General features: G+C 68.3%; 15 protein-coding genes. 4 read left to right on the top strand and 11 right to left on the bottom strand.

The window, feature by feature from the left end:
- Positions 1-190, bottom strand: a 190-nt coding sequence (locus BM031_RS23010) for a helix-turn-helix domain-containing protein (RefSeq protein ID WP_177207875.1), incomplete at its 3' end; no start/stop codon positions are given.
- A gap of 242 nt (positions 191-432) precedes the next feature.
- Here BM031_RS23010 and BM031_RS23005 point away from each other — a divergent pair.
- The 4 genes from BM031_RS23005 to BM031_RS22990 all read left to right on the top strand — a co-directional run bounded on the left by BM031_RS23005 (position 433) and on the right by BM031_RS22990 (position 4,178).
- Positions 433-882: a hypothetical protein gene (locus tag BM031_RS23005; protein WP_091876970.1), complete on the top strand. Its 450-nt coding sequence runs from the start codon at positions 433-435 to the stop codon at positions 880-882.
- A 48-nt stretch (positions 883-930) separates the two neighbouring features.
- Positions 931-1,551, top strand: a complete 621-nt coding sequence (locus BM031_RS23000) for an LON peptidase substrate-binding domain-containing protein (RefSeq protein WP_091876968.1) — start codon at positions 931-933, stop codon at positions 1,549-1,551.
- A gap of 32 nt (positions 1,552-1,583) precedes the next feature.
- On the top strand, positions 1,584-2,348 hold the full coding sequence (locus BM031_RS22995; RefSeq protein ID WP_091876966.1) for an anti-sigma factor: 765 nt from the start codon (positions 1,584-1,586) through the stop codon (positions 2,346-2,348).
- A gap of 243 nt (positions 2,349-2,591) precedes the next feature.
- Complete coding sequence (locus BM031_RS22990) at positions 2,592-4,178, top strand: DEAD/DEAH box helicase (RefSeq protein ID WP_091876964.1); 1,587 nt, start codon at positions 2,592-2,594, stop codon at positions 4,176-4,178.
- A 255-nt stretch (positions 4,179-4,433) separates the two neighbouring features.
- Here the strand turns inward: BM031_RS22990 and BM031_RS22985 are convergent, their stop codons facing one another.
- From BM031_RS22985 to BM031_RS22940, 10 genes are read right to left on the bottom strand one after another with little or no spacing between them, the layout of a single operon-like run.
- The gene (locus BM031_RS22985) at positions 4,434-6,566 is read right to left on the bottom strand and encodes an ArnT family glycosyltransferase (RefSeq protein WP_091876962.1); all 2,133 of its coding nucleotides are present in this window, start codon (positions 6,564-6,566) and stop codon (positions 4,434-4,436) included.
- A gap of 23 nt (positions 6,567-6,589) precedes the next feature.
- Positions 6,590-7,378 (bottom strand): PIG-L family deacetylase, encoded by a 789-nt coding sequence (locus BM031_RS22980; RefSeq protein ID WP_091876960.1) that lies wholly within the window; start codon positions 7,376-7,378, stop codon positions 6,590-6,592.
- Positions 7,368-8,222, bottom strand: coding sequence for a GNAT family N-acetyltransferase (locus BM031_RS22975; RefSeq protein WP_091876958.1), 855 nt, complete (start codon positions 8,220-8,222; stop codon positions 7,368-7,370). Before BM031_RS22975 ends, BM031_RS22980 begins: the two co-directional genes overlap by 11 nt.
- Complete coding sequence (locus BM031_RS22970; protein ID WP_091876956.1) at positions 8,222-8,611, bottom strand: GtrA family protein; 390 nt, start codon at positions 8,609-8,611, stop codon at positions 8,222-8,224. Before BM031_RS22970 ends, BM031_RS22975 begins: the two co-directional genes overlap by 1 nt.
- On the bottom strand, positions 8,608-9,636 hold the full coding sequence (locus BM031_RS22965; RefSeq protein ID WP_091876955.1) for a glycosyltransferase family 2 protein: 1,029 nt from the start codon (positions 9,634-9,636) through the stop codon (positions 8,608-8,610). The genes BM031_RS22970 and BM031_RS22965 overlap by 4 nt, the downstream gene beginning before the upstream one ends.
- Positions 9,633-11,621 (bottom strand): hypothetical protein, encoded by a 1,989-nt coding sequence (locus tag BM031_RS22960; protein ID WP_091876954.1) that lies wholly within the window; start codon positions 11,619-11,621, stop codon positions 9,633-9,635. Before BM031_RS22960 ends, BM031_RS22965 begins: the two co-directional genes overlap by 4 nt.
- On the bottom strand, positions 11,605-14,520 hold the full coding sequence (locus tag BM031_RS22955; protein ID WP_091876953.1) for a glycosyltransferase: 2,916 nt from the start codon (positions 14,518-14,520) through the stop codon (positions 11,605-11,607). Before BM031_RS22955 ends, BM031_RS22960 begins: the two co-directional genes overlap by 17 nt.
- Before the next feature lie 3 nt (positions 14,521-14,523).
- The gene (locus BM031_RS22950; protein WP_091876951.1) at positions 14,524-15,948 is read right to left on the bottom strand and encodes an FkbM family methyltransferase; all 1,425 of its coding nucleotides are present in this window, start codon (positions 15,946-15,948) and stop codon (positions 14,524-14,526) included.
- Entirely contained in the window at positions 15,945-17,168 is a 1,224-nt protein-coding gene (locus tag BM031_RS22945) for an ABC transporter ATP-binding protein (protein WP_091876949.1), read from the bottom strand. The genes BM031_RS22950 and BM031_RS22945 overlap by 4 nt, the downstream gene beginning before the upstream one ends.
- A complete protein-coding gene (locus BM031_RS22940) occupies positions 17,168-17,968 on the bottom strand; it encodes an ABC transporter permease (RefSeq protein WP_091876947.1) in 801 nt (266 codons plus the stop codon). The genes BM031_RS22945 and BM031_RS22940 overlap by 1 nt, the downstream gene beginning before the upstream one ends.
- Positions 17,969-17,995: the final 27 nt, after the last annotated feature.

Here is a 17,995-nt window from a genome sequence, read left to right as displayed (position 1 = left end):
TGTTCAGCTCGCGGCGTAAAGCCGCCTCGTTCGGCTTCGGTCGTGCCGGATCGGCTAAGCTTGCCTGGTACAGCTCCTGCCACCGCGCCAGCGCCCAGTTGTAGGCAAAGCGAGCCGTGCCTGCCGCCTTGGCGAAATAGGTGGCTTGCACATTGTTGGGTGCGAGCCGGATTTTGTGGGCTAGGAGCATGGCGCTTCCTGCACGACGAGGCACACGCCGGTTGTGATAAGTGGCGGCTCCGTTACACTTCCCCCACCAAGCTTGATGATCATGGCCTGGACCTCCCTACTGTCCTAAGACAGGAAAAAACCGCAGGCGTTCTCCGCCGGCGAGCCGTTCGGGTCGTATTCAAGGCATTCTTGTTGTGGCTCGACCTGGGAGCAGGAAACTTGCTCATTTTGGGCAGAAATGAGCAAAATTTAATAGGTTGTATGAGAACTGTAAAAACCCTGCCGCCACTGCTGCAGCGGCACTGGCCGCTGGCCTGCCTGGGGGCGGCGCTGTGCCTGTCGCTGCTGTGGAGCGCGCTGGCCCCGCTCGGAGGCGGCAGCCACGAACTGCTGCTCGACGTGCGTCCCGGGGCGCCGTCCGCGCTGCGCCTGACGCTGGGGGTGCAGGACGTGCTGCTGCTGCGCAATCGGACCGGCGCGCCGCTGGTGTTCGGGCCGGTGCAGCTGGCCCCGGGCGCCGAGTTCCGCCTGCCCTTCGAAGAGGCCGGCGAGCAGGACTTTCCCTGCCCGGCGCTGCCCGGCGGGACGCTGCGGGTGAGCGTGGTGCCGATGCCGGATCCGGGCTGGGAGCGGCTGCGCTGGCGTTCCGGCAAGCTGGGCGACGCGATCCGGAACCTGCCCCTGAAAGGGCCGGAGCAGGGGCCGGAATGACGCCCAATCGTGCTCCCGTCTCCCCGGCGATTCTGTCATGATGGGATCATGTCGACGATTTCCTTGCCGTTGTTCCCGCTCAGTACGGTGCTGTTCCCGGACGGGGTGCTGCCGCTGCAGGTGTTCGAGGCGCGCTACCTCGACATGGTCAGCCGCTGCCTGACCGACGACACGCCTTTCGGGGTGGTGCTGCTCACGCAGGGACATGAAGTGCGCCAGCCAGACGGCGAGCCCGAGCGCTTCGCCGCCGCCGGCACCATCGCCTCCGTCACCGAGCTCACCACCACCACGCCGGGCGTGCTGCAGGTGCTGTGCCGCGGCGGCGCGCGTTTCTCGGTGGTCACCGCCGAGCAGCGCGTCAACGGCCTCTGGATGGCCGAGGCCGAGCTGGTCGAGGGCGACCAGGCGGTGCGCGTGCCCTCCGAGCTGCAGGGCGCTTCCGACGCGCTCGACCGGGTGCTGTCTTCGCTGCACGACGTGCCCCAGCACCGCTGGCCGGTGCAGCCGCCGTTCCGGCTCGACGACTGCGGCTGGGTGTCCAACCGCTGGTGCGAGCTGCTGCCGCTGCCCAACCAGCAGAAGCACCACATGATGTTGCTCGATAACCCCGTGATCCGCCTGGAGCTGCTGCACGACGTCCTCGACGAGCACGGCCTGATCACCTCCTGACGGCGTCTTGATCCCTTTTTTGGCGAGCTGGCATGACATTCCCGGACGAGCTCCTGATCGCATACCTCAACGGCGAGTTGGCCGAGCCGGTGCGCGCGTCCGTCGAGCGGGCCATGCGCGCCGACCCGGTGCTGGCGGCCCGCGTGGCCCAGCACCGCAAGGCCCAGGCCGGCCTCGGGCGCGCGCGCATCAGCAGCGTCTCGGCCAACGGCCATGACGGCAAGCACCACCACCAGCGCGCCGCGCCTCCAGGTGGCGCCAAGGTGGTCCACCTCGACAGCCTGCGCCCCGGGCGCGCGGCGCCGCCGCAGCCGGCCCGGCCCGGCTGGACGCGGCAGCACTGGATCGCCATGCTGGCCGCGCTGGCCACCGGGCTGGTGGCCGGCGCCCTCGGCTGGCAAGAGCTGCGCCACGACCCCGGCCTGGTCATGCTGGAATCGAGCAACGGCGCCCTGGTGGCGCGCGGCCGGCTGGTGGACGCCCTCGGCGGCCAGCTCGCCAGCCCCGGCCCGTCCGATTCCGGGGTACGCATCGGGGTCACCTTCGTCTCGAAAGACGGCAGCTACTGCCGCAGCTTCGTGGTCGACACCACCGCCGGCCTGGCCTGCCGCGGCGGCGGGCGCTGGACCATTCCCGTGCTGGCCCAGCCGCGCCCCGGCGCCGCCTGGCTCGACGGCAGCAGCCTGCCGCCGGCGGTGCAGGCCGCCATCGACGCCCGCATCGTCGGCGCCACCCTCGACCCGGCCGCCGAACGGGCGGCCCAGCAGCGCGGCTGGACCGGTCCGGGCGGCAACTAGTGGTGTCCCTCGTCCTGGAAACTGCCCCAAAAACAGGACCTTATATACAGGGGGGGCGATTTCAGGTATCGTGTAGCCCGCTAAAGTGCCTCTACGTCCGCCCGGACCGGTCTGTTTTCCGGTGCATTCGCGGCAAATGCGGTCCGGTTACCGGCCGTTGTCCCATCAGGAAGCTTCCCGCGCAGGCCACTCCGAGCCCGCAGGCGCAGCCGTAGAGTTAACGAAATACTGTCCAACAAGAATATGTCTGATATCCAGAATACTCCCGCCAGCGCCGATCAGGCCGACCTCCTCCAGGACGATCCGTCCATCGAAGCAGTTGCCGAACTGGTCAATGAACCCGTGGTCGAACAAGTCGCCGCCGACGAAACGCCGACCGTGCGCTTCGCCGACCTCGGCCTGGCGCCGGAAATCCTGCGCGCGCTGACCGACCAGGGCTATGTGCACCCAACCCCGATCCAGGCCAAGGCCATCCCGCTGGTGCTGCAGGGTCGCGACGTCATGGGCGCCGCCCAGACCGGTACCGGCAAGACCGCCGGCTTCTCGCTGCCGATCATCCAGCTGCTGCTGGCGCACGCCAGCGCCAGCATGTCGCCGGCGCGCCACCCGGTGCGCGCGCTGGTGCTCACGCCGACCCGCGAACTGGCGGTGCAGGTGGCCGAGAACGTCAAGGCCTACGCCAAGCACACCCCGCTGCGTTCCACCGTCGTGTTCGGCGGCATGGACATGAAGGGCCAGACCATCATCCTGAAGGGCGGCGTCGAGATCGTCATCGCCACCCCGGGCCGCCTGCTCGACCATATCGAACAGAAGAACGTCAGCCTGTCGCAGGTGCAGATGCTGGTCATGGACGAAGCCGACCGCATGCTCGACATGGGCTTCCTGCCGGACCTGCAGCGCATCATCAACCTGCTGCCGAAAAAGCGCCAGAACCTGATGTTCTCGGCCACCTTCTCGGCCGAGATCAAGAAGCTGGCCAACAGCTTCCTGGATAAGCCGGTACTGATCGAAGTAGCGCGCAGCAATGCCACCGCCGACAAGGTCACGCAAATCGTCTACAAGGTCGACGAAGAGCTCAAGCGCGACGTGGTGGAGCACCTGATCCGCGAGCGCAACCTGAAGCAGGTGATCGTGTTCTCGAACACCAAGATCGGCACCTCGCGCCTGGCGACCCACCTGGAGAAGAAGGGCATCAAGGCCTCCGCGATCCATGGCGACAAGACCCAGCAGGAACGCATGGCGGCCCTCGAAGCCTTCAAGCGCGGCGAAGTCGAAGTGCTGGTCGCGACCGACGTCGCCGCCCGCGGCCTCGACATCACCGACCTGCCGTGCGTGATCAACTACGACCTGCCGTACAACGCCGAAGACTACGTGCACCGCATCGGCCGTACCGGCCGCGCCGGCGCCTCGGGCGACGCGCTGTCGGTGTTCTCGGACAAGGACGAGCGCCTGCTCACCGACATCGAGAAACTGATCAAGCAAACCATCGTGCGCGGTGAACTGGCCGGCTTCGTGGCGCCGTCCGCGCGTGCCCGCGAAGGCGCGCGCGAGGGCAGCCGCGACGGCGGACGCGACTTCGCGCGCGACAGCGAACGCCGCGGCCGCAGCGAGGCGCCTCCCGCCCGCGGCGAGCGCAGCGAGCGCCCACCGCGCAGCAGCGGTTACAGCACGATGCCGCGCCGCGAGAAGGTCGACCCGTGGTTCCTCAAGCCCTACGAGCCATCGAGCGCCGCCCGCAAGGAAACCGTCACCCCGACGGCAACCCAAGGCAAGCAAGGCAAGCAAAAGCTCGCCTTCCTGCTCGGCGGCGGCCCGCGTCCCACCATCTAAACTTCACTTCGCACTTCGGGGTCAGGTCTGACATTTGGACACGGCCCCAGCTGTATCCGGCCGATTGCTCGCACTCCGGGGTCAGGTCTAACAATTGGACACGGCCTCAGCCGTATCCTGCCGATTGCTCGCACCTGGCCGGGCGCAGTCTTGCCGTCACCAGCGCAGGACGCCCGGTACTGTCGAGCTCGTGTCCAAATGTCAGACCTGACCCCGAAGGTGGGTTCTCACAGCACCACCCAGGCTTGAGCAAGCTTAACGGGCCGCCTGGGCCGCAGTAGCGCCGTCCGTGATGACCAGCTCGGCGATGCCGATGCCCAGCTTGCGCGGGTCGCCCGGGTTGCCTAGTTCTGCCGGTGAAATGGGGCGGGGGATGTCGATTACTAGGGTGCGCTGCTGGCCGTCGGTATCGAAATGCATGCCGACCTGCTGCAGGTTCCAGCCGACCCTGAATTCCTTGCTGACATCGCCGATATGGGCGGTGAAGGGCAGGGTGGCGTTCACGTCGTAGCCCCTGGCATTGAGCACCACGCCGGCGCGGCGCGGCAGCGGCTTGGCGAAATGGATCACCACGCGCTTGGCATCGGACCAGCGGCCCCACAGTTCTGCATGCGACAGGCCTTCGATGCCGCTCACGGAGACCGGATCCGGCTGCTCCGACATCTTGATGGTGACCACCGCCGGCTCCGGGTCCGGCAGGCGCACCAGGCTGTAGTGCGGCGTGCGCACCACCGGATGCACCGAGGCCGGCAGCGGCACGTCGCCCACCAGCACCATCCATTTCTTGTTGGCCGGGACCTGGTATTCCGCCATCGGCGTGTTCGGCTCGAGCAGCAGGGGAATGCTGTCCTTGTCGTCGAGGTGGAACTGGACGCGCATGATCACGGTCATGTCGGTGCCGGCCACCACCACATCCTTGCGGTCGGCCGGGGCCACGCGGCTGTGCGCCAGCCGGCCCGCCAGGTCGCCCTGGCCGGGCGGCGCGTGGCGCGCCAGGAAGCCGCTGGTGCCGTCGTTGCCGGCCACCAGCGCGGCGGGCAGGGCCACGAACAGGTAGACCAGCGCCGTGCCGCGCACCCGCGCCGCCCATGCCAGCAGCAGCGCGCACTGCAGGGCCACGAGCAGGCGGCCGGCCGGCAGGGCCAGGTCGATGGCGGCGATCTCCGGACCGTCGACGATGTTCAGTGCGTAGCCGGGCAGGCGGGACAGCGCGAACACCAGCACGCCGCACAGTAGCAGGGCGATGGCCCAGCGCAGCGCCGGCAGGCCGGCGTCGTCCGTGGCGCCGCGGTCGCTGTCGCGCCGTCCGATGGCGGCCGCCGCCACGATCACCAGCAGCGGGAACACGAAACTGTAGTAGCGCAGGTGCAGGCGCAGGATTTCGCGGCTGCCCGGCTGGTCCAGCGTGGCGGTGTACATGATGGTCATGCCGGCCGCCGCGCCCAGGGTCAGCAGGGTGTACACGTGCAGCAGGTTGCGCGGATCAGGCGTGGCCGGGCCGGCGCCGGTGGCGGCGGCGCGCCGGCGCAGCACGCGCGCGCACAGTTCGTAGGCGAGGATCGCCAGCGGCACGCCATACACCACTGCCAGCGCCATCAGCTGGCCGCGGCCGTTGATGAAGGCGGGGTTGAGCAGGGCCAGGCGCGAGCCCTTGCCGCCGGCATTGACGGCGCCCTGGTAGAAGGGACCGAGCAGGCTCAGGCCCGCGTCGCCGGCCAGCAGCCAGCCGAGGGCGAATTTGACCACCACCGTGAACACGCCGGCCGCCGCAGCCGTCGCCACGCCGCGCAGGAACCAGCTGCCGCCGCGCTGCCAGCTGGCATAAACCAGGTAGAGGCACAGCGCCGGGATCAGGAACAGCGCATGCACCTTCACCAGGCTCATGGCGCCCAGGATGGCCCCCAGCACCAGCGCGTGCAGCAGCGGGTGCCAGGAAGCGCGCGCCAGCGCCACCCAGGTCAAGACCCAGAACCCGAAGTAATAGGTCGATTCGGGCATGAAGTAGGCGGTGTAGACGTTCAGCGGCGCCAGTGCGGTGAACACGGCCACGCAGAAGGCGGCCAGGCTGCCGGCGTAGCGCCGCGTCACCAGGTAGACGAAGGGCGCCGCGGCCAGGAAGAAGGCCAGGTTGCCGGCGCGGACGCACTCCAGGAAGCCTTCGCCGCAGCTGGTGCTGGCGCCGAAGATCCACAGGTAGAGGTAAGAGGGCACGATTGCTTCCTGCAGCGGCATCAGGCGCGCCATTTTGCTGTAGTACCACTCGTCGGCGAAGACGGTCGGCTGCAGGCCGAAGTTGCGCTGGTACAGGAACCAGGCGATGCAGGCCAGGGCGAAGGGCAGGGCCAGGGCCCAGGGATCGCGGCGCAGGCTGGTGTCGTGCGGGGTCATGCGGTGAACCTCTTGTGGGTGGATCAGTTGGAAGAAATCGTGGCGCGCCAGGCGGCCAGCGCGGCCTGCATCTGCGGCCAGGTAAAGAACTTGCGCTTCTCGTAGTACAGCGCGCCCGCGTGCGGGCGCTGGTCGAGGCGGTGCAGCGCCACCGGCTGCAGCTGCTCGACGCCGCGCAGCAGGTAGTGCGCCAACACGAAGGGGAACAGGCCAAGCCAGGTGGCGCGCTGCGACGGATAGGACAGGCAGGCGCGCAGGTGCTGCCGGCGCGCGCGCCAGGGGATGCGGGTGGCCACCGCCGGGCCGTTCTCGGACAGCGGCGCCAACACCCGGAACAGCGGGCCGGGCAAGCCCTTGGCCTGGTACAGCGAGAACTGCAAGGTGCGCGCCAGCAGGCCGCGCTCGGCGGCCAGCAGCAGCGCCAGCGCGTGCAGGGCGTCGTGGTCGTGGTGGCCGCCTTCCCAGGCCGTGACGTGGAGCGCATCGACCAGCGGGTAGCGATCGAGCCAGCGCCCGATCCAGCCGGCGGCGGCCGGCAGGTGCTGCGCCAGGCAGGCGTCGCCGATGCCCAGCTCAGCGCCGGCGAAGTACACGTCCTGCGGGTCCACGCCGAGGCGTGCCAGCACCGTCAGCGATTCGCGATTGCGCTGGTCGGCGCTGGCCGTCGCGGTCTGGCCGTCGGTCAGGTAGGCACAGGCCACGCGCAGGCCGCGCTGGCGGCAGTGCAGGATGCGCTGGTAGACGCCGAACTCGTCGTCCTGGTGGGCGAACAGGAACAGCGCAGCGTGGCCCTGGCTGGCTTCAGTAGGCATCGAAGTCGAGGAAGGTGAACTGGATGCGCGCCGCGTCCAGTTGCGGCACGCGAGGCGTGAAGCCGCGCCAGATCAGGTTCAGCGGCGAAGGGCGCAGCCGCAGCGGGATGCTGGCGTAGTTCCAGTAGTTCGCCGTGGCGTCGGGCGCCAGGCCGATGAACAGGCGCACGGGCGAAGCGGCGCGTTCGCCGGCCTGCGCCGGCGCGGCGGCGCCATCGAGTTCGGCATAGGCCGGCACGTGGTGCACCGCCGCCGCGTGGAATTGCGTGCGCCCGCTCTTGGCGTGCTGCCACACGCGGTTGTGCGGGTTGGCGCAGCGCCACGCCAGCGCTTGCGGGCTCCAGGCGCGTTCGAACGAGAGCGACGCCGCCTCCGGCTTGGCCCCATGGCGCAGGCGCCCGAGGCCGACCCGGGCTTCCAGCGGGCGCACCAGCTGGAAGCCGAGCTTGCGCACGAAGCCGGGCGTGCTGTTGGCATTGGCTACCCCGTAGCAGCCATCGAAACCCTGGGCGGCGCCCGCTTCGTAGGTCATCGCTGCCAGCTTGGTGAACAGGCCCTTGCCTTGGTAGTCCGGGTGGGTGGCCGTGTTCAGCGACAGCAGCACCCGCACCTCGACACCCTCGACCCAGGCACGCGCCGGGATGCACACGTAGTGGGCGGCCAGGCGCTCGCCGTCCCAGGCGTCGTAGCCGACGGCGGCGCCGTCCGGGTTGGCCACATACAGCCAGTCGAGGTAGGCGGGGGTGAACTTGTCGGTGCCGGGAAAGCAGGCGGCGAACAGCGCGCCATAGGTCGCGAGGGTGGCGGGGTCGTTCTGGACGGGTGCGAAACGGAGCGCTTGCATCACTTGAAGATCCAGTATTTGCTGAGCAGGTAACCGTTCACCGCTACCAGCGGCAGCGACAGCAGTTTCCCGGCCAGCGGGTTGTCGAGGGTAGCCTGGGCCAGCGCAACACAGGCCATGGTCAGCAGGTAGTTGATGCCCACCACGGCCAGGTAGCGCGCGAAATTCGCCGGGTTGGCCGCGGCATTGAAGGTAACACGGCTGTGGAAGGCGTAGTTGACCAGCAGCCCCGCCGCGAAGCCGGCGCTGGCGGCGGCCGTGAAGTGCATGCCGGAGTGCAGCAGCAGCTGCATCAGGCCGACGTCGGCCAGCGCGCAGATCAGGCCACCGGTGACGAAGACGGCGAACTGGCGCGTGAACAGTCGTGAAACCAGGTGCGAGGCGGTCATTGATTGCGGCGATACAGGGTTTTCTTGTGCAGCGGGTAGCGCGGCACCGAGGCGACGTCGTGCGCCAGGAAGGCGAGGATCAGCTGCACCCCCATGATCACCGGCAGCGCCGCCAGCATGACGGTGCCGGCCGGCGTCGACACGCCCGAATGGGCCGAGGCGATCCAGTGCGACACGCCATAGGCGGTGCCGAAGCCGGTGAGCAGCAGGCCAAGCGGCAGTTCGATCGAGGCTACCGACATATTGCGCAGGTAGTAGTTGTAGAAGATGCGCTTGCCGAAGTTGCGCACATGCTTGGCGAGGAATTCGGTGACGATCTTGGAGATCTTCAGGTTGCTCACCTCGTCGCCATACACGGCGTCCATCGGCACGTCGGCCACCACCGCGCCCAGGATATTCAGGCGGAACAGCATGTCCGATTCAAAAAAGTAGCGCTTGCTGATCTTCTCGAACGGCAGGTAGCGCGCTGCGTCGGCGTGGATCGCGGTATAGCCGTTGGTCGGGTCGAACAGGTCCCAGTAGCCGGACGAGAGCTTGGTCATCAGCGACAGCACGGCATTGCCGAACAAGCGCATCGGCGGCATGCTGCCCAGGCGCTCCAGGTTGAAGAAGCGGTTGCCCTTGGTGTAGTCGGCTTCGCCCGCCAGGATCGGCGCCACGAAACTCGGGATCAGGCTGCCGTCCATCTGGCCGTCGCCGTCGATCTTCACGATCACCCTGGCGCCGTCCAGGATGGCCTGGCGGTAGCCGGTCATCACGGCGCCGCCGACACCCTGGTTCTCCGCGTGTTCCAGCACCACGACGCGCCCGTCGCGGCAGTGTTCGCGGACAAACGCGCCGCTGCCGTCCGGGCACTTGTCGTCGACCACGTAGATGCGCGCGACTTCGGGGCCGATGCCCTCGATGACGCCGAGGATGTGGCGGGTGACCTTGTAGCTCGGGATCACGACGGCGATCGCGTCCGCCACGCTCGGGGCGGCGCCGCTTGCTACCTGCAAGTCATTGGTGGTGGAAGGTGCGTTCATGGTGAGGTTCCTGTATTTATTCTTATGCTGACTTCTTTCAGGAAGAAAGCAAGCAGCCGCGGCTCGCCGGCTGCGGGCGAGCGCACTGCTTCGTGTTCGAGTTCGATGTCCAGCACATCGGTGCGCAGCGCGGCCGGCAGGGCCAGCGCGGCGCCGCCGTCCAGCGCGTGCCAGCCGAGGTCGTGGCCATTGACGGATACGCGGGTGCGGCGCTTGCCTGCCAAATAGGAGCCACGCAGCACCAGCGCCTGCGCGGCGGCGCGCGGGCGCACGGCCAGGCGCGAACGGGCCCCGTCGGACCAGATGCCGTCGCCACCCACTTCCTGGCGGCTCCAGCCGGTGCCCAGCTTCACCGGGCCTTCCAGCACGATGTCCTCCAGCAGCCAGGTGATCCTGGTCTCGCCGCGCACGCGGCACAGCACCGGGCCGTCGATGTAGCGCCAGCCGCGCGCGCTGTCGGTGACGTCGTTGGCCGCGTCCAGCGTGGCCCCAGGGCCGCACAGGGTGGTCGCGGCCCTGGGGTTGGCGGCATGCACCAGCGTTTTTGCGCGGTAGCCCTCGTTGCGGTAGGTATAGACCTGGTCCGGCTGCACCCAGTTATCGTTGCCGGCCATGCGCTCGGCGAAGATCTCGGGCTCCGGGTGGTAGAGCTGGGGCGCATACTTCATGATGCGGAAAGGCAGCGGCCCGAAGCTCACGTAGTTGTGGCGCAGCGCGCCCAGCATCGACAGCGATTGCAGCACCACCACCGTGGCCACCAGCGCCAGCGGCCAGCGTGGCAGCGCGCGCAGCACCAGCAGCAGCACGAACACCAGCGGCATCGCGGCCCAGAAGGCATAGCGCATCACGCCGGCGGCATCCGAATTCCAGTTCAGCACCGCCAGTGCCGGCAGCGCCAGCGCCAGCGTGAACAGCAGGCTCACGGCCAGCAGCACCGGCATGCGCGGCAGGTGGATGCGGGCGCGCCGCATCCACAGCAGCAGCGCCGCCAGCACGCCGGGAATCCCGACGATCATGCCCTGGTTCAGGTCGAAGTAGAAGGACAGCAGGCGCGTGCCGTCCACCAGCGCCGGGTCGGAGAAGCGGCTGGCGATCAGGTTCGGCACGCCGTACTGCAGCAGGTTGAACAGCACCGGCAATGCGGCCAGCGCCACGCCCAGCACCAGTCCGACGATGGTGCGGCGGTCGGCCTGGGCGCGCAGGTTGGCACCCATGCTGCGCGCCGCGTCATACTCGAGGCACAGGCGCAGCAGTGGTGCGAAGGCGAAGAAGAACACGATGGTCGGGTTCTGCTGGGCCGCCAGGCCGGCCAGCAGGCTGCCGGCCACCGGCATGCGGCTGGCGAACAGCAGCAGGGCGCCCAGCAGGGCCGCGGCGCTGATGCATTCGGGACTCGACCATTTCCAGTACAGCGCACCGAAGCACAGCATGAACAGGGCGACGCCCCCGAAGGCCCGGCGCGCCGAGCCGAAGAAGCGCAGCATGGCCAGGCCCAGCACGAAGACGAAGGCGAGGTTGGCGACCTGGAAGCCCTTGAAGGGCGGCAGGCCCAAGGCGTCGAGAACGCGGAAAGGGATGGCCGCCATCATCGGATAACCGAAGAAGTGGATCGGATAGACCTTGCCGTCGCTGCCGCGCGCAAAGGCGGGGAACACGGCCTGCACCCCGTCCTGGATCTGGCCCTGCAGCAGGCGGTACAGCTCTTCGTACTTGCCCTGCATCAGGGCCACGGTGCGGTCGATGTCCGCAACCCGGATGTCGGGCGTGCCGTGGTTCGCCACCGCGACCGTGTCGAGCGTATATTCAAGGACGTCGCCGCTGAGCGAGACCGGGAACAGCGGTGGCAGCAGGGCCAGCAGGGCTGCCAGCAGCAGCGCGAAGCGCAGCCAGGCGGCGCGGCCCGGCGCGGAGCGCGTGGGCGCCGCGCCGGCTGCGGGCGCGCTGGACGCGGGGGCGTCCTGCCGGAGCTCAGGGAGCGCCTGCATCGCCTTCCCCGCGGGTGGGTGCGGTGCCCGGCAGCACGCGGTACCATTGCTGGCGCACCAGGCCGTCCAGCACCTGTTGCGCGGCCTCGTCCCAGGTCAGCCACGGCATGCCGGTCGATTGCGGCGCGCGGCCGTCGCGCTGCAGCGCCAGCCAGTTGCTGACGGCATCGGCCAGGTCGCCTGGCGCGAGGCCGTCGAAATAATAGGCGTGTTCGCCCGCCACTTCGCGGAACACCGGCAGGCTGCGCGCGATGATCGGGATGCCGTGCTGGGCCGATTCGATCAGCGGCAGGCCGAAGCCTTCGCCTTCCGATGGCGACAGCAGGGCCGCCGAGCCGGCGTAGAGCTTGAGCAGCATCTCGTCCGAGATTCCATTCAGCCAGAACAGGCGCTTCGATTTTTCCGGATGCGCGGCCATGCGTTCGCACAGCTTTTCCATCATCCAGCCCTGCTTGCCGACCACCACGAGGTTGACGTCCTCGCCCCGTTCCCACAGCAGTTCGAAGGCGGCGAGCGACTGGGTGTGGCCCTTGCGCGGCTCCACCGTGCCCACCATGATGAAACTCGGACGCTGCTTCAGGGCCGCCAGCACGTGGTCGGCATCCGGCGGCAGCCCAAAGCTCGGCGCGCTGGCGTCGATGTCTGCGCCCAGGTGGAAGTGGCCCAGCTTGAGCGGCGCGCGCCGGCTGAGGCCCTGGCCTTCGATCCAGGCGGCCAGTTCGTCGGCCACGGCGCGCGAGATGCACAGCACCCCATCCGACACCTTGTGCACGGTGCGCAGGAAGTCGCCGAAGTACTGCTCGGTCCCGAAGGGGAAGACATCCGGGCGCAGCATCGGCAGGATGTCGAACACCACGAAATAGATGCCCACGCCGCGGTCGCGCATCGAGGCCAGCAGGTCTTCGTTCTGCGAGGTGCCGTTGGTGAACAGGTCCAGGCCAAAGAAGATGTCGCCCGGGCGCAGGTCGACCGGCGCGTCTTCCAGCGCCAGCGTGGTCTCGCCCACCATGTTCAGGCCGAAATGGCGCGCGTACTGGTAGCTGCGGTTGGCGCCGTGCGAATACACCGGCTCGATGCGGTAGCCCGGCGGCGGGTCGGCGATCATGGCTAGCAGGATGCTGCGCACCACGCGCTGGATGCCGGTTTTCAGGTCGGACTGCACCACGGCCGAGACGTCCACCAACAACTGGCGCGGCGCCGTCGGCTTGCGGTTGAAGGCGATGGCCGACGCCAGTGCCGGCATCTGGGCGTCCGGGCATTGCGGCGCGGCGGCGCGCACCACCTTGCGGTAGGCGGCCAGCGGTCCGCGCCGGGCATAGCCCTCGATCGCATCGAAATACAGCTTGCCGACGTGGGCGGGCGCATGCTGGCTGGCCATGTGGGCCAGCGCCCGTTGCGACAGGCCCGCGCGCAGGCCGGCATCGCCGCGCAGGCGCGCCAGCGCATCGGCCAGTTCCTGGGTCGTGAAGGCGTCCGGCAGTTTCAGCAGCAGTTCGGCGCTGATGGAGGCGGTGGAGCCGTGGGCGTTGACGATGGTGGGAATACCGTACAGCAGGCAGTCGAGCACCGAGGCCGAGGTCTCGCCGCGGGTCGAGGCGCGCAGCTGGACCGCGCAATCGCTGGCGGCGAGGTAGTCGGCATAGGTGGCGGCATCGACGAAACCGGCGATCCGGATGCGGCCCGCCGCGTCGCTGGCGGCGATCTTGCGCAGCAGGCCGGCGCCGTACAGGCCGGGGTCGTTCTCTCCCACGAACACCAGGCGGCAGCGCGCATCCCGGGCCAGCGGCGAAGCCAGGAAGGCGTCCAGCAGCTCTTCATTGAGCTTGGTGCGGCCCAGCATGCCGAAGGTGGTGACGAGGAAGGCGTCGCCGTCCAGGCCCAGGCGGGTGCGGGCGGCGGCGCGTGCCCGCGGCGTGCTTGAATCCTCGGGGCGGCCGCGCAGCAGCGGGATGGTCTGCCACCCGTCGGCGGCGCCTGGCCCATACCACTCGGTGGCCAGTTGCTTCGAGAAGTCGGCATGGACGATCACGCCGGCCGCATTGTCGAGCACACCCTTGTTGAGCGGGTACTTCCAGATCGACGGGTTGCGGCCTTCCTTGCGGTGGCTCAGCAGACCCGTATAGCCATGCGATTCGTACAGCGCTTTCACGAAGGCCTGCGGCAGATAGCCTTCGCGCTCCAGGTTGTCCAGCACGCCCGAGAAGTAGAAGTCGTGCAGCACGACGATGCCCGGCACCTCGCGAATCAGATCGAACATGTGCTGGTGGGCGTGCGAATTGCCGACGTGGTAGAGCACCCGTTCGAAGCCGTGCGCATGGGCGCGCAGCCAGTCGGCGCTGCGCAAGGGGAAACCCTCCAGGCGCGCATCGTTCACGCTGTCCTGCCCGACCACCAGTTCGATGTCGTAGTACTTCGCCAGTTCCGGCACCAGTTCGGCACTGTAGTCGGCGATGCCGGATTTGACGGGCGGCAGCGGCGAGACATAGGCCAGCTTCGGGCGCGCTGACTGGGGCGGTACTACGCGCTCGGCCGCGGTGGCATCCAGCTCGGCCAGCAGGGCGGCGGCATCGAGGCCTTGCGGGTCGCGCTGCAGCAGTGGGAAGGGTAAGGTGGCCGTGTTTTTGCCGGCCGCGCCCGGCACCAGCACCACGTCGGGCACGAGGCTGGCCAGCGCCTGCTCGCGCAGCGCCGGCTGCAGATGGTCGTTGCCGGTCAGGTCGAAGGCGCGCACGTGCTGGCCGAAGGCCAGGCGCAGCTCGAGCAGCAGGTTCGCATTGGCCAGCGGCGCGGCGATCCACAGTTCGCGTGGGCCGCACTGGCGGGCCAGCGACTGGACCAGGGTCAGCGCGGCGGGTGCGATGCCGTCCTGCGCGTGGAGGAAGTCGATAACGATACGCATGGTTTAATTACCCGGCTGAGCGCCGCGAGCACGCTGCAGGTCGCCCAGCACCGTGCGCACCGACACCGGCAAGCCCTTGAGTTCTTCGGGGATCGCCACGTCCAGCGGCGCGACCGCTTCCGGCGCGGCCTGCTTGATGGCGGCGATCGAGGTGCTGACCTTGCGGCCGAGCGAAGGGAAGCGCAGCAGCAGCGGGATCAGCAGGCGGCGCAGGCGCTCGTTGGAGGTCACGCGCGTGACCACGCGCCTGGCCAGGCCAGGGCGGCGCACCTTGCGCGCGACCACGCCCACCGCGCGCAGCGGCCGGGTAAGCTTCCACGAGGTGCTGGCGTGGGTGGCGACCAGTTGTCGTTCGAGGCCGTGCGCCCATTCGGTCAGGTGGTGTCCGCTGGCCTGGGAAGCGGCCAATGCGCCGCGCACGGCGCCCAGTTCATGTTCGGCGCCGAGCAGCGATTTCTCGGCTTCCAGGCGACCCTGTTCGGACTGCGCCAGGCCGAGTTCCGCGGTGCGGCGGTCGTGCTCGGCCTGGCGGCGCAACAGCTCGGCTTCGCGCCGCTCCTGGTCGGCCAGGCGGCGCTCCTGCTCGGCCGCGTCGGCACGCACCAGCGCGTAGTTCAGGTTATTGCGCAGCTCCCCGGCTTCGCGCGCGGCCGCTTCCAGCGCGGTCGACAGGCTGGCCGCATGCTGTTCGGAGTCGCGCAGCGAACGGCTTAGGCGCTTGGTGGTGGCCCAGGACTTGTCGAGGTGGTGCGAGATGAAATCGTCGAACACGTTCGGCTGGATGCCGAAGTGGGCCAGCAGTTCGCCGTGTTCTTCCGCCACGTAGTAGCGGTTCAGGCCATCGAACCACACGAAGCGGTAGCGCTGGCCGGTGACCATGTGCTCCCACGCGTCATGGTTTGTCTCGCGGCTGTTCGGCAGCGTCGCTTCGATCACCAGCACCCACGGGCGCCAGCGCGCGAAATCCATCCCCTTCAGCACTTCGCCCTCGAAACCCTCGACGTCGATCTTCAGGAAGTGGACCTCGCCGCGCACATGCTCCTCGCACACCGACGCCAGGGTACGCACCGGCACGGTCATCTCGACGACGTCATGGCCTTCCGAACGGTGCAGCGCGGCCACCGACTGTTCCGGCGAGGCCCAGCCGCGCACCTGCGGGGTGTCGTAGAGGGTCAGCTCGCCATTGGTCGCGCCGGCGGCGATGGCAAGGTTGACGTCGCGCGGGCGCTGGTCGAGGAAGGCCTGGTGGAAGGAGGGCAGGGGCTCGATGCTGATGCCGCGCCAGCCGGCGTCGTAGAAGGCCCTGGTGACCGAATGCTCTTCCGGGTCGTTGGCGCCGACGTCGATGTAGAAGCCGTTTTGCACGTGGCCGAGCGCGCGCCACAGCAGCACGTCCTCGGAATTCTGGGCGTAGGAAATGAAGGTCATGGTCGTTGGATATCAATGGCCGGGTCGAGCCAGGCCGAGCCCTCGAAATGCGGGCGGCGCATGTTCATCACGGTGAACACCAGCGCCAGGTCGCGCCATTCGTAGTTGTTGACCAGGTGGGTCTCTGTGCTGACGATGGCGGTGACCACCGAATAGGTGCCGGGGCCGAGGTTCATCGGGAAGGCGAAGCGGTAGCTCACTTCCTCGCCCGCTGCGACGTGTTCCAGCGGCAGCCCCTTGAGGTGGGTGTTGGTGCCGTACATCGGCTGGCCGAGGCGGTCCTTGATCATGTAGCCCAGCACCATGCGCGGGATCGCCGCATTGGCCCTGACCTTCACCTCCAGCGTCACGGCCGCGCCCACGTCCACCACTTCGGCGCGCTGGCCGTTCTCGTCGTACAGGGCGATGTCGCTCACCGTCGCCTCGCCGGTGCCGGAGATGGTTTGCACCTTGCCGTCGTCGAGCGCGTTGAGGCGCACCGTTTCGTTCTCGCGCTCGGCGATCATGGCGTTGTAGTAGTCCATGATCTCTTCCGGCTTGCCTTGCTTGGCCAGGCGCCCGCCGTCGAGCAAAATGGCGCGGTCGCACACCGACTGGATCGCCTGCTTGTCGTGCGAGACCAGCAGCAGGGTGGTGCCCTCCTTGCGGAACTGGCGGATGCGGTCGAAACTCTTGTGCTGGAAATAGGCGTCGCCCACCGACAGCGCCTCGTCGACGATCAGGATGTCCGGGCGGCGCGCGGTGGCCACCGAAAACGCCACGCGCATCTGCATGCCGCTCGAGTACACGCGCACCGGCTGATCCATGTACTCGCCGATGCCGGCGAAGTCCTCGATCTGCGGCATGAGCGCGCTGATCTCGTCCACCGTCATGCCCAGCAGCTGGCCGGCCATGTAGACGTTCTGGCGGCCGGTGAAGTCGGGGTGGAAGCCCATCCCCAGTTCCAGCAGCGCCGCCACGCGGCCTTCCATCCACACCGCGCCGGTGGTGGGCTGGGTGGTGCCGGTGATGAGCTTGAGTAGCGTGCTCTTGCCCGCGCCGTTGATGCCGATCAGGCCCACGGCTTCGCCAGGGGACACCTGGAAGTTGATGTCAGTGAGCACCCACTTGAGCTTGTGGCGCGGGCCGCGCAGCGGCAGCAGCCATTCGCCCAGGCGCGACCAGCGCGTCGGGTACTGCTTGTAGGCCTTGCCCAGGTTGGAGACGACGATGCTGCCCATCAGAGTTCATCCACCATTTCGCCGGAGCGCTTGCGGAACAGGCGCAGGCCCAGGATGCACAGCAGCAGCGCCATCAGCAGGGCCGGGATCAGCGCATTCCAGTCCGGTAGCCGGCCTTCGACCAGGATGCCCTGGTGCGCCTGCACCACCGCCGCCATCGGGTTGTAGACCAGCACGGCGCGCACTTCCGGCGGCAGGATGCTGGACGGGTAGACGATGGGCGTGAGCCAGAACCAGAACTGCATGGCGATGGTGACGAACTGGCCGACGTCGCGGAAAAACACGTTCAGGATGCCGCTCACCATGCCCAGGCCGATGGCCAGCAGGATCTGCAGCGCCAGCACCGGGATGATGGCGAAGAACACCATGCCCGGGAAATTGCCCGAGGCGATGAGGAAGACGATGAACAGGCCGAAGATGATGCCGAAATTGACCAGCCCATTGCACACGACGATGATCGGCAGGCAGATGCGCGGGAAGCTGATCTTCTTGATCAGGTTGGCCTGCTCGAGAAACATGTTCTGCCCCCGTGAGACGATCTCGGCGAACAGGCCCCAGGTGAGGATGCCGGCGCACAGGTAGATCGAATAGGCGGCGCCGGAATCGTTGCCCGGCAGCTTGGCACGCATGACCTCGGAAAAGATCACGGTGTACACGAGGATCATCGCGAGCGGACTGAGCACCGACCAGACGGCGCCCAGCATCGCATTCACGTATTTCGACTGGAATTCGCGTTTGACGCTGCCCAGCACGAAACCGCGATAGGCCCACAAGCCGCGCAGCATCAGGGGCGAGATCATGGGGCGGCCCGTGCTGGCAGCGCCCCG

This window comes from Massilia yuzhufengensis (assembly GCF_900112225.1).
GTDB lineage: Bacteria > Pseudomonadota > Gammaproteobacteria > Burkholderiales > Burkholderiaceae_D > Telluria > Telluria yuzhufengensis.
This window is presented reverse-complemented; position numbering and strand designations above follow the sequence as displayed.